At 70.1% G+C, this 13,986-nt stretch carries 12 protein-coding genes; 7 read left to right on the forward strand and 5 right to left on the reverse strand.

All coding sequences use genetic code 11. The annotated features are described in order from the left end of the window. Positions 1-120: 120 nt before the first annotated feature. Positions 121-2,583: a transglycosylase domain-containing protein gene (locus ACIBLA_RS15240; protein WP_399198855.1), complete on the reverse strand. Its 2,463-nt coding sequence runs from the start codon at positions 2,581-2,583 to the stop codon at positions 121-123. A 220-nt stretch (positions 2,584-2,803) separates the two neighbouring features. Between ACIBLA_RS15240 and ACIBLA_RS15245 the strand changes: the two genes are divergently transcribed. The 4 genes from ACIBLA_RS15245 to ACIBLA_RS15260 are packed head-to-tail and all read left to right on the forward strand — an operon-like array spanning position 2,804 to position 6,221. Further along, positions 2,804-3,604 carry an ABC transporter permease gene (locus tag ACIBLA_RS15245; protein ID WP_399198856.1) on the forward strand — a complete coding sequence of 267 codons (801 nt, stop codon included), beginning with the start codon at positions 2,804-2,806 and terminating at the stop codon, positions 3,602-3,604. Next, positions 3,597-4,457, forward strand: coding sequence for an ABC transporter permease (locus ACIBLA_RS15250; protein WP_399198857.1), 861 nt, complete (start codon positions 3,597-3,599; stop codon positions 4,455-4,457). The genes ACIBLA_RS15245 and ACIBLA_RS15250 overlap by 8 nt, the downstream gene beginning before the upstream one ends. 44 nt (positions 4,458-4,501) lie before the next feature. Then, entirely contained in the window at positions 4,502-5,500 is a 999-nt protein-coding gene (locus tag ACIBLA_RS15255; protein WP_363244132.1) for an ATP-binding cassette domain-containing protein, read from the forward strand. Between the two features lie 31 nt (positions 5,501-5,531). After that, on the forward strand, positions 5,532-6,221 hold the full coding sequence (locus ACIBLA_RS15260) for a DUF1707 domain-containing protein (RefSeq protein ID WP_399198858.1): 690 nt from the start codon (positions 5,532-5,534) through the stop codon (positions 6,219-6,221). Between the two features lie 53 nt (positions 6,222-6,274). On the opposite strand, the gene ACIBLA_RS15265 is transcribed toward ACIBLA_RS15260, so the two are convergent. After that, complete coding sequence (locus ACIBLA_RS15265) at positions 6,275-7,618, reverse strand: SGNH/GDSL hydrolase family protein (protein ID WP_399198859.1); 1,344 nt, start codon at positions 7,616-7,618, stop codon at positions 6,275-6,277. Positions 7,619-7,751: 133 nt separating this feature from the next. On the opposite strand from ACIBLA_RS15265, the gene ACIBLA_RS15270 reads away from it, so the two are divergent. Further along, positions 7,752-9,266: a DUF445 domain-containing protein gene (locus ACIBLA_RS15270; protein WP_399198861.1), complete on the forward strand. Its 1,515-nt coding sequence runs from the start codon at positions 7,752-7,754 to the stop codon at positions 9,264-9,266. A gap of 95 nt (positions 9,267-9,361) precedes the next feature. Further along, the gene (locus ACIBLA_RS15275) at positions 9,362-10,171 is read left to right on the forward strand and encodes an alpha/beta fold hydrolase (RefSeq protein ID WP_399198862.1); all 810 of its coding nucleotides are present in this window, start codon (positions 9,362-9,364) and stop codon (positions 10,169-10,171) included. Positions 10,172-10,254: 83 nt separating this feature from the next. On the opposite strand, the gene ACIBLA_RS15280 is transcribed toward ACIBLA_RS15275, so the two are convergent. Continuing rightward, positions 10,255-10,725 carry a MarR family winged helix-turn-helix transcriptional regulator gene (locus ACIBLA_RS15280; protein WP_399198863.1) on the reverse strand — a complete coding sequence of 157 codons (471 nt, stop codon included), beginning with the start codon at positions 10,723-10,725 and terminating at the stop codon, positions 10,255-10,257. Positions 10,726-10,818: 93 nt separating this feature from the next. Here ACIBLA_RS15280 and ACIBLA_RS15285 point away from each other — a divergent pair, with 93 nt between their 5' ends. Then, complete coding sequence (locus ACIBLA_RS15285) at positions 10,819-11,697, forward strand: nitroreductase/quinone reductase family protein (protein ID WP_363244125.1); 879 nt, start codon at positions 10,819-10,821, stop codon at positions 11,695-11,697. On the opposite strand, the gene ACIBLA_RS15290 is transcribed toward ACIBLA_RS15285, so the two are convergent. Together ACIBLA_RS15290 and ACIBLA_RS15295 are read right to left on the reverse strand one after the other, a co-directional pair. After that, positions 11,694-12,887, reverse strand: coding sequence for an endonuclease/exonuclease/phosphatase family protein (locus ACIBLA_RS15290; RefSeq protein WP_399198864.1), 1,194 nt, complete (start codon positions 12,885-12,887; stop codon positions 11,694-11,696). The two genes, ACIBLA_RS15285 and ACIBLA_RS15290, sit on opposite strands and share 4 nt — an antisense overlap. 156 nt (positions 12,888-13,043) lie before the next feature. Next, a complete protein-coding gene (locus ACIBLA_RS15295; protein WP_399198865.1) occupies positions 13,044-13,709 on the reverse strand; it encodes a class I SAM-dependent methyltransferase in 666 nt (221 codons plus the stop codon). Positions 13,710-13,986: the final 277 nt, after the last annotated feature.

Below are 13,986 nucleotides of genomic sequence, written 5' to 3' on the forward strand. Positions count from 1 at the left end.
CGGTCCGACAACCGCTCACCCGCAGGCGACTTGACCTGCCCCACCCTCGCCACACCACAACCAACGAGAAAGAAAGGCCAAAGTCACCGGCATTGGGCCTAGGCCCCGTCCGGCGGACCGCTACGGCAGGGGATGTGAGGTGTAGGGCGCGCCGTTGCCCGTACCTCCGTCCGCCGAGCCGCCCCCGTTGTCGGCCGAGCCGTCGGTCCCGCCGTCGTCTCCGCCGCCTCCGATGAGGCCGTCGGTCAGACCGTTCGTCTGCCCCTCGCTCTGGCCCTGCGTCCCGCCGTCGCCCTGACCCCCGTCCGTACCGCCGCCTCCGCCGCCCTCGGTCTGGCCCTGCGACTGCCCCTGGCTCCCGCCCGTGTCGGCGCCCTGGCCCTCCTCCGGTGCGTCGGGCTCTCCCGAAGCTCCGGGGCTCTCCGGGGCGCCGGGTGACGAGGAGTGTTCGGGCCGGGCCGACTCGTCGCCCGGCGGGGAGATCTCGTCCACGCCGTCCGCCAGGGTCAGTTCGAAGTCCGTGGCGTCGGTGTTCTCCAGCGCCGCCGCCGTGAACTGGCCCCAGATCTGCGCGGGCGGCCCGCCGCCGTTGACGCGGGCCAGGCCGAGCGCACCGTACAGCGGCGTCTGCTGGGCCGTCTTGGGATCCGCGCCCATCATCGCGACGACGGTCGCGAGGTCGGGCGTGTAGCCCGCGAACCAGGCCGCCTTGTCGTCCTCGGCCGTTCCCGTCTTGCCCGCCGCCGGGCGGCCCGCGGACTGCGCCGCTGTGCCCGTACCGCCTTCCACGACGCTCCGCAGGATCGCCGTCGTGGTGTCGGCGGCCTCGCGGCTGACGGCCTGGGACGGGCGCTTGCGCGGCAGTTCGACGGTCGAGCCGTCCTTGGTGATCTTCGTGACCATCGTGTACGAGCCGTGCCGGCCGTGGTTGGCGAGCGTCGCGTACGCCTCCGTCATGTCGAGCACGCTCGCCGTCGCCGGGCCGAGCGCGATGGACGGCGACGCGGTGAGGTCGGGGGTGTCGTCGGGGATACCGAGGCGGACGGCGGCGTTCCGGACCCGGCTCGGGCCCACGTCCTGCGCCATCTGCGCGTAGACGGCGTTGATGGACTTGTCGGTGGCCTCGCTGACGCTGACGGAGCCGTACGACATGTCGTCCTCGTTGGCGGGGTCGTAGCCGGTGGACCCGTTCGGGCCCTCCACCATGCGCTTGTTGGTGCCGTCGTATTCGGTGCTGGGGGTGATCTGTTCGCCGTCCTGGGTCTGCGCGTCGTTCTCGACGGCGGCGGCGAACACGAACGGCTTGAAGGTGGAGCCGACCTGGTAGTCGCGGCGGGTCGCGTTGTTGACGAACTGCCGGGTGTAGTCGACGCCGCCGTACATGGCGACGACCTCGCCGGTGGCGGGGTCGATGGAGGCGCCGCCGACCCGTACGTTGCGGTCGGCCACGCGCTGTTCGTCGACCTTCGACATCACCTGTTCGTCGACCGCGTTGACGAGCGCGTTCTGTTTCGGCCGCTGGATCGTGGTGGTGATCCGGTAGCCGCCGCCGGCGAGGGTGTCGGCGTCGAGGATCTGGTTCTCGGCGAGATAGCCCTCGGCCGCCTGGACGATGTAGCCGCGCTGCCCCGAGAGGCCGGTGGACGGCTTGGCCTTGTTGGGCGCCGGGAAGACCAGGGCGGCCCGGTCGGCGGGGGAGAGCCATTTCTCCTTGACCATGCCGTCGAGCACATAGTTCCAACGGTCCTCCGCCTGCGGCCTGTTCTGCGGGTGCAACGCCACGTCGTACGCGCTGGGGGCGTTGAGCAGCGCGGCCAGGAAGGCGCCCTCCGCGGTGTCGACGTGCTGGATGTCCTTGCTGTAGTAGGCGTGTGCCGCGGCCTGGATGCCGTACGCGTTGCGCCCGAAGTAGCTGGTGTTGAGATAGCCCTCCAGGATCTGCGTCTTGCTCTCCTCGCGGTTGAGCTTGATCGCGATGAAGAACTCCTTGGCCTTGCGGACGAGGGTCCGTTCCTGCCCGAGGTAGTAGTTCTTGACGTACTGCTGGGTGATCGTGGAGCCGCCCTGGGTGCCTTTGCCGGTGACGGTGTTCCAGGCGGCGCGGATCATGCCCTGCGGATCGATGGCCGGTTCGTTGTAGAAGTCGCGGTCCTCGGCGGCCAGTACGGCGCGGCGGACGGGCTGCGGGATGTGGGAGAGGGGCACGTTCTCGCGGTTGACCTCGCCGTCACGGGCGAGCTGGCTGCCGTCCGCGTACAGATAGACGTTGGACTGGGCGACGGCCGAGACGTTGGCGGGCGGGATCTTGACGAGCGTGTAGCCGGTGATGAAGCCGCCGATGATCAGGAGCGCGCAGATCAGGAACGCGCCGAGCAGCATCCGCCAGGTGGGGATGATCCGCCGCCAGCCGGTGCGCTTGCGGCGGCCCTTGCGGCCGGGGCCGCCACCGGAGCCGTTGCCGCCGCCTGTGCCGCCGGGGCCGTTTCCGCCGCCGGGACCGCCTGGGCCGCCCGGACCGCCGGTGCCCGAGCCGATGTCCGTGGGGTCGCGCGGGGACCAGCCCTGCTGCTGCGCGTCGCTCATGTGTACGGAGGCTCCTCGGCCGGGTCGTATCGGTGGTTACGGGCTATACGGGTGATTCGCGTCCGGCACCATGAAACACGGTCGAACCGGCGCGAGGCCGCTGACCGGATAACCGCTCGCGGTGGCTGACCCCCTTGGGCTAGGGTCGTGCGCTTTGGTGCCGTACAGCGGAAACGGCGCGGGGAGACCACACGTAACGGGACCGAGGGGGAGTGCTGACGTGCGTCTGTACGCGGCTGTCGCCGCAGGTGGGTTCCGCCGCTACGCGACATACCGGACGGCCACGGCCGCCGGGGTGTTCACCAACACCGTCTTCGGCTTCATCGGGGCGTACACCTACACGGCGCTCTGGGACCAGCGCCCCCACCTCGGCGGCTACGACCTCTCGCAGGCGCTCACCTACGTCTGGCTCGGCCAGGCGCTGCTGATGACCTGCGCCATGATGGGCGGCGGCTTCGAGGACGAGCTGATGGAACGCATCCGCACCGGTGACATCGCGATCGACCTCTACCGGCCGGCCGATCTCCAACTGTGGTGGCTGGCCAGCGACTTGGGGCGCGCCGCGTTCCATCTGCTGGGGCGCGGGATCGTACCGATGGCGCTCGGCGCGCTCGCCTTCGACCTGACACTGCCCTCCCGTCCGCTGGTCTGGCTCGCGTTCCTCTTCTCCGTCTTCCTGGGCGTGGTCGTCAGCTTCGCCGTGCGCTATCTGGTCGCCCTGTCCGCCTTCTGGCTGCTGGACGGCGCGGGCGTGGGGCAGATCGCCTTCCTGGCGGGGCTGTTCTTCTCCGGGATGCTGCTGCCGCTGACGCTCTTCCCCGGCCTGCTGGGCGAGGTCGCGCGGGCGTTGCCGTGGTCGTCGCTGCTCCAGGTCCCTGCGGACGTCTTCCTCGGCCGCCGCACCGGGTGGGGGCTGGTGGGGGCGTTCGCCTTCCAGGCCGGCTGGGCGGTGGCGCTGCTGGCGCTCGGGCGGCTGGTCCAGTCCCTGGCGACGCGACGGGTGGTGGTGCAGGGTGGCTGACGAGGTGGGTGTGTCGGCAGTAGTAGAAGGAGAGCGTTCGCGCCCGCCTCTTTGGGAGGGGCTGCGCGCGTACGGCCTGATCGTCGCCATGTGGATGCGGTCGACGATGGCCTACCGCGCGTCGTTCGCCATGACGGCCTTCGGGAACTTCGCGGTGACCGCGTTCGACTTCCTCGCGATCCTGATGATGTTCTCGCACGTCGACCGGTTGGGCGGCTACTCGCTGGCCGAGGTCGCCTTCCTGTACGGCGCTGCGGGCACTGCCTTCGGCCTCGCCGACCTGGTCATGGGCTCCACCGACCGGCTGGGCCGGCGGATCAGGGACGGCACCCTGGACACCCTGCTGGTGCGCCCGGCGCCGGTGCTCGCCCAGGTCGCGGCCGACCGTTTCGCCCTGCGGCGGCTGGGCCGTATCACCCAGGGCCTGCTGGTCCTCGGATACGCGCTGGTGACGCTGGACATCGCGTGGACGCCGCTGAAGGTGGCGATGATCCCGATGATGGTGCTCAGCGGCGCGGTGATCTTCTCGGCGGTGTTCGTGGCGGGCGCGGCGTTCCAGTTCTGGGCACAGGACGCCGCGGAGGTGCAGAACTCCTTCACGTACGGCGGCGCCACCGTGCTCCAGTACCCGCCGACGGTCTTCGCGAAGGACCTGGTGCGCGGGGTGACGTTCGTGGTGCCGCTGGCCTTCGTCAACTGGATGCCCGCGCTGTACGTGATGGACCGTGACGATCCGCTCGGGCTGCCGGACTGGGTGGCGTTCCTGCCGCCGGTGGTGGCGGTGGGGTGCTGCGCGCTGGCGGGACTGGCGTGGCGGGCGGGGCTGCGCGCGTACCGCAGCACGGGCAGCTAGGGCTACGACGGCCGACGACTGGAGAGGAACGAGAGGAACGGGCAATGGATTCGGACGGCTCCGGCTTCATCGAACTGGACGGCATCGAGAAGGTCTTCGACGTACGGCGCAGAGCGGGACTGCTGCGCCGCGAGACGCATCAGGTGCGCGCGGTCGACGGCATCAGCTTCCGCGTGGCACGCGGCGAGATGGTCGGCTACATCGGCCCCAACGGCGCCGGCAAGTCCACCACCATCAAGATGCTCACCGGCATCCTGACCCCGAGCGGGGGCCGGCTGCGGGTCGCCGGAATCGACCCGCAGCGCGAGCGTACGAGGCTGGCGCGCCGTATCGGGGTGGTGTTCGGCCAGCGCACGACCCTGTGGTGGGACCTGCCGCTGATCGACTCGTACCGGCTGGTGCACCGCATGTACCGCATCCCCGACGCGCGCTACAAGGAGAACCTGGAGCGCTGCGTCGAACTGCTCGAACTGGGCGAGCTGCTGGACGTCCCCGTACGGCAGCTCTCGCTCGGGCAGCGGATGCGCGGCGACATCGCGGCGGCGCTGCTCCACGACCCCGAGGTGCTGTATCTCGACGAGCCGACGATCGGCCTTGACGTGATCTCCAAGGCCAGGGTCCGGGAGTTCCTGCGGGATCTGAACGCGGAGCGCCGTACGACGGTGCTGCTGACCACGCACGACCTCACGGACATCGAGCAGCTCTGCGCGCGGGTCATGGTCATCGACCACGGCCGGCTCGTGTACGACGGGGCGCTCACCGGGCTGCACGAGGTGGGCCAGAGCGAGCGGACCCTGGTCGTCGACCTCGAACGCGAGCTGCCGCCGGTGGAGCTGCCGGGGGCGCGGGTGGTGAAGGTGGAGGGGCCGCGGCAGTGGCTGGCCTTCCCGGCCGCGGCGTCGGCGGCGCCGCTGGTGGCACGGATCGCGGCGGAGTACCCGCTGGTGGACCTGTCGGTGCGGGAGCCGGACATCGAGTCCGTCATCGCGAAGATGCTGTCCAGGACGAAAGTCCCGGAGCCTGCGGAGCGTACGCCGCTGTGATGTCCGCCTCTGATTTGACTAGGCTGACAACATGACGAGTGAACTTCCTGAGATGCGTGCCTCGGACGCCGAGCGCGAGCGCGTCGCCGAAGTGCTGCGCGAAGCCGTGGCCGAGGGGCGCATCGACATGGAGGAGTTCGACACCCGCCTGGACGCGGCGTACAAGGCCCGTACGCACGGTGAACTGCAGCCGCTCGTACGCGACTTGCCCGCACCCGGCACGACGACCGAGCTGACTCCCGCCGCCGACGCCGGTGAAGGCGGCGGCGGTTGGGCGTCGCGGATCGGACGTGGCCCCGCGACATCGCGGGGCGCCTTCGCCTTCTGGGGAGGGTTCAACCGCAAGGGCACATGGACTGTGGGTCCCAAGTTCCACGCGGGTGTCTTTCAGGGCGGCGGCGACATCGACCTGCGCGAGGCCCGGTTCGAGCAGCGCGACGTGGTCATCCGCTGCTTCACGCTGATGGGCGGCATCCGTATCGTCGTACCGCCGGACATGGATGTCACGGTCCGCGGCTTCGGTGTGATGGGCGGTTTCGGGGAGACCGGGGACACCTCCGAGCCGAGTCCGGGGTCGCCACGGGTGATCATCACCGGGTTCGCGCTGATGGGCGGCGTGGGTGTGGAGCGCAAGATCCGGTCGGCGGAGAAGCGCCGTCTCAAGGAGGAGCGCAAGAAGGCGGCGCTGGAGAAGGACAAGTTCCGTAAGGAACTGGACTGACTCCGCTCCTGCACAGGCCGAGTGGGCCCACCGCGCCCACCGGACGCTCACGCTCAGAGCCGCGCCGGCTCCCTGCCCACCAGGTCCCCGAGGTCGACGAAGCGCCCCATGGCCGCGTAACCGGCGTCGCTCGGGTGCAGACCGTCGCCCGAGTCGTAGTCCGGCCGCAGCCGGTCGGGGGCGTACGGATCGCGCAGCAGCCGGTCGAAGTCGACGGTCCGGTCGAAGACGTCGCCGGACCGGATGGCGTCGTTGACCCGGTCCCGTACGGCTTCCAGCTGGTCGGTGTGGCGCGAGTTGCCGCCGAACGGCATGAGCGTCGACCCGACGACCCGCAGCCCGCGGGCGTGCGCCTGCCGCGTCAGGGCCTTCAGACCGGCGGTGATCCGCTCCGGGTCGGTCTCGTTCGGCTGCCGGATGATGTCGTTGATACCCAGCTCGACGAAGACGACCTCGGCGCCCGACTGCCCCAGGACGTCGCGCCCGAAGCGGGAGACGCCGCTCGGCCCCTTGCCGACGGCCAGGCTCTGCCGCAGAAGGCGATTGCCGCTGATGCCCGTGTTGAGTACGCCCAGACCGCTGCCGCGTACCCGGTCCGCCAGCGTGTCGGTCCAGCGGTGGTCGGCGTCGTACGAGGAGCCGATGCCGTCCGTGATCGAGTCACCGATGACGACGACCGAGCCCCGCGCCTGCCGGTTGAGCACGTCGACGGCGGTCAGGTAGCGCCAGACCGGGGCGCGCTCGATGTACGCGTCGCCGCCGAGGTCCCGCGTACGGTCGCCCATGGCCGTGTACGAGGTCCGCAGCGCGCGCGGGTGGTACGTGACGGGCCCGCCGGGCGCGGGCGTGTACACGGTCACCAGGAGGTCCGTGTCGGGCGACACATGGAGCCGTACGGGATCGCTGACGACGTGCCCGCCCGGCGGGACGACGACGGACGTCCTCTTACCGAAGGTGACGGAACGCATGGTGCCGGAGGCGGCATGCGCGTCCTCGCGGCTGTCGGTGACGGCGATCGAGGCGCGGCCGATCAGGAGGGCCTCGCGGCTGAAGAGGTTGGAGAGGGTGATGCGCGCGGCGGTGCCACCGATGCTGGTGTGCACGACGTTGCGTATGGAACGCCCGACGTGGCCCCTGGGTACGCCGGGCTCGATCCCCGCCGGTGCGGCGGCCCAGGTCCCGACCCACGCGTCGGCGGACGCGGGCGCGGCGGACCCCACGGGCGTACGGGCGCGCCCGCCCGCCCCGCTTCCGGATGCGGCTGCCTGATCACTGCTGCCCTCGTCACGGCCCCCGCCGCCGCCCAGCGCGCCGACCCCGGCGAATATCGTGGCGCACACCAGCGCCACGACCGCCATAAGGCCCGCGAGCAGGGCGAATCCCCGTTGTCTGTTCATGTCCCCCGTGTCTCCCTCACCTACGTACAAAGGACATCATCCGGCATGGCGCGGGAACTCGGGATGCGCCTCGGGAGTACCAGGGGTAGGGACAATGCGTAGGCGGATGGGCGGAGTGAGATGGGTGGAGTGAATGGAACGACGCGATCCGGCTGATCCGGACAGGGTGAGGGCGTCCGGCGCGGACGACGGCGGTCACCGTCCGACGGGAGCGGACGGCCCGGCGGGTCCCGCGCGCGCGGGGGAGACCTCTTCGGCAACCGGCCGCGGGGGCGGGTCGACGACGGCCATCACCGCCGGTCCGGACCCCGTGCCGGGCTCCAGCACCCCTGGTGCCGGTCCCGGCCCCGGAGGGGGCAAGCGGTCGCCGTTCTCCGCGCTGGGCCCGCTCGGATTCACCGCCGCCGACGAGGAGAAGCGGCGCGGCGTCCGCCGTATGAAGACCACGGCGACCGGCCTGCTGGTCTTCGTCGCCCTCGTCTACATCCTTGCGACCTGGGCCGAGAATTCCGGCATCACCGGCTGGCCCGGCTATGTGCGCGCGGCGGCCGAAGCCGGCATGGTGGGCGCACTCGCGGACTGGTTCGCCGTCACGGCCCTCTTCCGCCACCCGCTCGGCCTGCCGATTCCGCACACCGCGATCATCCCGAACAAGAAGGACCAACTCGGCGCCTCACTCGGCTCGTTCGTGGGGGAGAACTTCCTCGCCGGCGACGTCGTACGGACCCGGCTGCGCGGACTGGGCATCGGCGGCCGGCTCGGCGCCTGGCTCGCCGAACCCGCCCACGCCGACCGCGTCACGGCCGAGCTGGCCACAGCCCTGCGCGGCGCGCTGACCGTCCTGCGGGACGGCGACGTCCAGGCGGTCGTGGGCGAGGCGATCACCCGCCGCGCGGACGCCGTCGAGGTCGCCCCCGGCATCGGGAAGACGCTGGAGCGCGTGGTCGAGGACGGTGCCCACCACCGCGCCGTGGACCTGATCTGCGCCCGCGCGCACGACTGGCTGGTCGAGCACGGCGATTCGGTCATGGACGCGGTGCAGGGCGGTGCCCCCGGCTGGACGCCGCGCTTCGTCGACCGCAGGGTCGGCGACCGCGTCTACAAGGAACTGCTGCGCTTCGTCACGGAGATGCGCGACATGCCCACGCACCCGGCACGCGGCGCGATCGACCGCTTCCTCACGGACTTCGCCTCCGACCTCCAGTCGGACACGGAGACACGGGCGCGCGTCGAACGCCTCAAGTCGGAGCTGCTGGCGCGCCCCGAGGTGCAGGACATCATCGCGTCGGCATGGTCCTCCGTACGCGCGATGATCATCGCCGCGGCCGAGGACGACCGCAGCGAACTGCGCCTGCGCGCCCGCGCCTCCCTCCTCTCCCTCGGCGCCCGCCTGGCGACGGACGGCAGACTCCAGCGGAAGCTGGAGGGCTGGGTGGAGGACGCGGCGGACTACGTAGTGACGACGTACCGGGGCGAGATCACGTCCCTGATCTCCGACACCGTCGCGAGCTGGGACGGCAAGCACACCTCCAAGAAGATCGAGGCGCACATCGGCCGCGACCTCCAGTTCATCCGTATCAACGGCACTGTGGTGGGCGCGCTGGCGGGCCTGCTGATCTACACGATCTCGCACGCGCTGGGTGCGTGAACCGGACGGTCCGGCGCACGCACCCAGCCACCGCGGGGAAGTGTCCTCTCATACGCAGTGCGGTGCGTACGCGTTCAACGAGGGGGAAGACCGCCATGACAACGACGATCACGACGGACGACGGCGTACGGCTGTCCTGCACGGAGTACGTCCCTTCCGAGGAGTCCGCCGCCCCCGTCCTGCTGCTGCACGGCCTCGCGGGCCACACGGCCGAGTGGGACGTACTGGCGGGGCTGCTCGGCCCCGCCTACCGCCGGGTCGGTTACGACGCGCGCGGCCACGGCCTGAGCGATCGCCGTCCCAAGGACGTGTCGCGCGCGGCGCACGTACGCGACGCGGTGGCCGTCGCCGGGCAACTGGCCTTGACCCGCCCGGTTCTGATCGGTCAGTCCCTCGGCGGCCTCACGGCCCTGCTCACCGCCGCCGCGCATCCCTGTCTCGTACGCGCGCTGGTGCTTGTGGAGGCCGGCCCGAGGGGCCCAGCTCCCGAACTGCCCGGCAAGATCGGCGCCTGGCTGGACTCGTGGCCCATCCCGTTCGAGTCGGCCGAAGCGGCGGCGCGCTTCTTCGGCGGCGGCCCGGCGGGCCTGGCCTGGGCGGCGGGCCTGGAGGCGCGCTCCGACGGCCTGTATCCGCGGGTCGAGCGGGATGTGATGGTGGACTGCGTGGCGGAGAGTGCCGTCCGCTCGTTCTGGCGGGAGTGGGACCAGGTGCGCTGCCCCACGCTCGTGGTGCGGGGCGAGGCGGGCTCCATGCCGGCGTCGGAGGCCGACGAGATGCGCGTACGCCGCCCGGCGGGGACGCGGGTCGAGGCCGTGCCGGGGGCGGGCCACGACGTACATCTGGACAGACCGGCGGAACTGCGCGCGCTGATCGAGGAGTTCCTGTCGGCGACGCCCGGCTAGGCGGCCCGTCCGGAGGTTCTACGCCCGCTGTCGCAAGGTAGGCGGGAATCTCCTTCCTGAGCTTGCGAAGGGAGGAGAGCACTTCAATCCAGCCCCTGCTCGTACGCCTCAAGGGTGTCGACGAACATCCGCCGCTGCTCGGGTGTCAACGGCTCCAGCGCCCTGCGCCAGGCCCCGGCGCCGCGCGCCAGCCAGCCGTCGATGGCCGGCCGGTGCTCGTCGCTGATGCTGACGATCGTGCGGCGCCGGTCGCTCTCGTCGGCCTCGCGCCGCAGGATCCCCTGCCGGCTCAGCTCGCCGACCATCAGGCTCACCGTCGCGGGGGCGACCTCGAGGCGCGCCGCGAGCGCGTTGACGGTCATCGGGCCGTCGAAGAGGAGGAAGGCGAAGAGTGACAGATGACGGGGTGCGAGGGAGAACGACTCCAGTTCCGCGGGGATTTTGATCCGCTTCACGCGCCCGACCATCCGGGGCATGAGCAGCAACAACGTACGGATTCCGTCCTCGACGCCGAGACCGGCGGCCTCGTCGTCGTGCCGGCCGTCGGTTGACATCCCTACCGCCTCTCAATAGCTTTGAATCCAAAGTATCTTTGCCTGCAAAGCAAATACGTCTTCTGGTCGAGCGTATCCGGAGAGGGCCACCCCATGACCGAATCCGAACAGCGGCAGGACATGCAGCAATTCAACCGGCTGATCATCGAGGAGTTCCGGGCGAACGGCGGCCGGGTGGGCGGGATGTTCGAGGGCGCCCCGCTCGTCCTGCTGACGACGCTGGGCGCGAAGAGCGGGAAGCGGCGCACGAACCCCGCCGCGTACGCGCGCGACGGCGAACGACTCCTGGTCTTCGCCTCCAACGCCGGTGGCCCCGTGCATCCGGGCTGGTACTACAACCTCCTCGCCGATAACCGGGTCACCGTCGAGATCGGCACCGAGGAGGGCGGCGTCCGGGCCTTCTCGGCGCGCGCCGAACCGCTCCAGGGCGAGGAGCGCGACCACCAGTTCGCCCTCCAGGCCGCGCGGGACCCGGGCTTCGCGGCGTACCAGGCGGGCACCGACCGCACGATCCCGGTGATCGCCCTGCATCCCCTGAATCTGACGGACCCGGCGCGGAACCGGGCGATAGGGGAGGAACTCGTACGTGTCCACGCCCAGCTACGAGCCGAACTGGCAGCGCTCCGCGCCGCCCCCTCGTCTCCCTCATCCCCTTCCTCTCTCGATGAGGGGCTGCTGCTCCACTGCCTGAGCTTCTGCGAGTCGCTGAGCATGCACCACACCGCCGAGGACGGCGCGTTCTCGGCCTTTGATCAGCAATTCCCGGAGCTGGCACCGGTGTTGGAGCGCCTGCGCGCGGAACACCGTGCGGTCTCGGCGGCGCTGACGAAGCTGCGGGACGAGCCGCCGGCCACACCGGACGCCCTGCGGCAGGAGTTGGAACGGCTGGCGAAGGACCTGGACGACCACTTCACGTACGAGGAGAGGCACCTGCTTCCCGCGCTGAACGGCCGCCCCGGCAGACGTCCCTAGGTGATCGTCTTCTCTCTGCAGTCCTTCTCCTCGCCCGACTTGTACAGACATACCTTCACGACGGGCGAACTGGTCGTGCCCGAGGCTACGTCGAACGTCCCGCAGCGATCCGCGTACGCTCCGTCCTGGCCCGTCACGACAAGACCGCCGCCGGCCTTTCCGTAGACGTATGCCCGTACGCCCCAGCCGTCCGCCTTGTTGTCACACACCCGGAGCTTGGCGGCGGCGTCCGAGTACACCGAGACATTTGCCGAGCCCGCCAGCGAGTCCGCGCCCGCGAGCACGGCTCCGGACTTGGCGACGGTCGTGCTGTGGATGGTCAGGTCGGACACCACCGGCCGGTGGTCGGAGGCCGTCGTGGTACGGGTGCGGGCGGCGGACACATCGATCGCGGGGGAGCCGTAGACGTAGTCGATACGCGCGTCGTCGCCGCTGCCCGGGTGTGTGACCACGTCGGCACCGGTGTTGGCATTCACCTGCGTCCAGGTGTCGATCCACCCGGCGCCGGCGATCCAGGACCGGATGGCGGCGTCCGGCCGTACATTCAGGTCCCCGGTGAACAGCATCGGGGTGGTCATCTTGTCGGCGGGGAGCTTGCCGAGGATGTACCTGACCTGTGCCTCGCGGCGGGTGACGGCCGCCGCGCCGTCACCGGCGGAGAGGTGTGTGCTGTAGATGCGCACAGCCGTGCCTCCGACGTCGACATTGACGCCCCCCATGCTGCGGTCGACGGCACCGCTGTCGTCGTTCGGCAGTATGTAGCTGACCTTCTCGGTGATGGGGTACTTGGAGAGGATCAGTTGCCCGGCCGACCCCCCGTAGGCGTTGGTGTCGCTCCTGGCGAAATGCCCTTTGTACTCCGGGAACGTGTCCAGCAGGGTCTGGTACTGGTTGATACCGGGACTGCCGTCGACCACGTGGCCCGTGTCGTTGTGCACTTCCTGAAGGGTGACGATGTCCGGGTCCTCGGCAGCGATCGTGCTCACGATGCTGTCCCAGTGCGCGTCCCCGTCCGAGCTGTTCCCGCCCTGGATGTTCCAGTCCATGACCTTGAGACTCGTAGCCGCTGCCGCCGTAGGCACCAGTTCCGAACCCTCACCGGCCGCTTGCCGGAACTCCGCGCCCGTCCCGGCCATGATCACGGCCGCCACGGCTGTCAGTCCCGCTGCCAACTTCCGCTTGCGTCTCAAGAATCCCTCGTTCCAAGAACGGATCAGCGCTTCAGTCTTGGAACGTTAGGGCTGTGCGGATGAGATCCACCAGGCTTGATCAGGTCATTCACGTGTGCCTCGCTGGAGGTCGACTCCGCGGCCCCAGGTGGTGCTCCGGCCCTGACGGCCCCGCGCTCAGCTGACTGTGGCGCGGACGAGGAGCGTGCCGATGTGACCGGGCTTCGGAGCATCCAGGACCTCCGCGTCGGCATGCGCGAAACCGCTCCTGCTGAGCAGACCGAGCCACTTTCGAGGTGTGTAGCTGTACCGATAGGTGAACATCGCCTTGCCAGCGAAGCCGCCCTTGTACATCCCCTGTGGTCCGTAGGCTCCGGGGATGGCCGGGGGGTGGGAGAAGACGAGAACGCCGCCGGGGTTGAGGCGCTTCGCAATCAGAGGAAGGAGCCGCACCGGATCGGCGAACCAGACGGCCCCGAAGATCGAGTAAATGGCGTCGTAGGTCTCCGTGGTCTCCCGCAGATGACCGACCGCGTCAGCACAGATGAACCGCGCACCGGCATATCCCCAACGCCTGGTGACCCGCTCGACCATGACGGGGGAGAGATCGACCCCGGTCGCTTTCACCCCCTGCTGAGCGACAAAGGCCACCGCACGCCCCGTGCCGCAACCGATCTCAAGCACGGACTCGGGCTCACCCAACAACTCAACTCCCGGCCCGTGCCCGGCGTACTGAGTCCACCGGAAGCCGGGCTCGCCGTCGAGCACGTCGCCCTTGGTGCTGCTCTCGGCGTAGGTGTTCCACAACTCGCGTTCCACATCCAGGTCGTGCCGTGCAGACAACGTGCTTCCTCGGGTCGGCGGTTGAAGTCGTGGAACAAGCACGGCTGCGGAGAGCGCCTGCGCTCAGGCGCCGTCCACGGGGGACGGAGCTTCACGCAGACGCACGGCCTGGGCATCGTACTCATCGAGAATCTGACGGAGCTGTTCCAACGCCTCCGGAGGGATCTCGGATGACTCGGACTCGGCCACCAACCGGGCGGCGGACACCAACGCCGCGAGTTCGTAAGGGTGAGCAGTCGCTCGTACGACACCCGGCCGGGCCCACTCAAGGCGCATG

It is taken from the genome of Streptomyces sp. NPDC050433, from assembly GCF_044458565.1.
Taxonomy (GTDB): Bacteria; Actinomycetota; Actinomycetes; order Streptomycetales; family Streptomycetaceae; genus Streptomyces.

Bases quoted from the DNA above. Each gene is read 5' to 3' on its own strand.
- ACIBLA_RS15240 (WP_399198855.1), bottom strand. From the start codon at position 2,583: ATGAGCGACGCGCAGCAGCAGGGCTGGTCCCCGCGCGACCCCACGGAC.
- ACIBLA_RS15265 (WP_399198859.1), bottom strand. From the start codon at position 7,618: ATGAACAGACAACGGGGATTCGCCCTGCTCGCGGGCCTTATGGCGGTC.
- ACIBLA_RS15275 (WP_399198862.1), top strand. From the start codon at position 9,362: ATGACAACGACGATCACGACGGACGACGGCGTACGGCTGTCCTGCACG.
- ACIBLA_RS15285 (WP_363244125.1), top strand. From the start codon at position 10,819: ATGACCGAATCCGAACAGCGGCAGGACATGCAGCAATTCAACCGGCTG.
- ACIBLA_RS15260 (WP_399198858.1), top strand. From the start codon at position 5,532: ATGACGAGTGAACTTCCTGAGATGCGTGCCTCGGACGCCGAGCGCGAG.
- ACIBLA_RS15255 (WP_363244132.1), top strand. From the start codon at position 4,502: ATGGATTCGGACGGCTCCGGCTTCATCGAACTGGACGGCATCGAGAAG.
- ACIBLA_RS15280 (WP_399198863.1), bottom strand. From the start codon at position 10,725: ATGTCAACCGACGGCCGGCACGACGACGAGGCCGCCGGTCTCGGCGTC.
- ACIBLA_RS15270 (WP_399198861.1), top strand. From the start codon at position 7,752: ATGGAACGACGCGATCCGGCTGATCCGGACAGGGTGAGGGCGTCCGGC.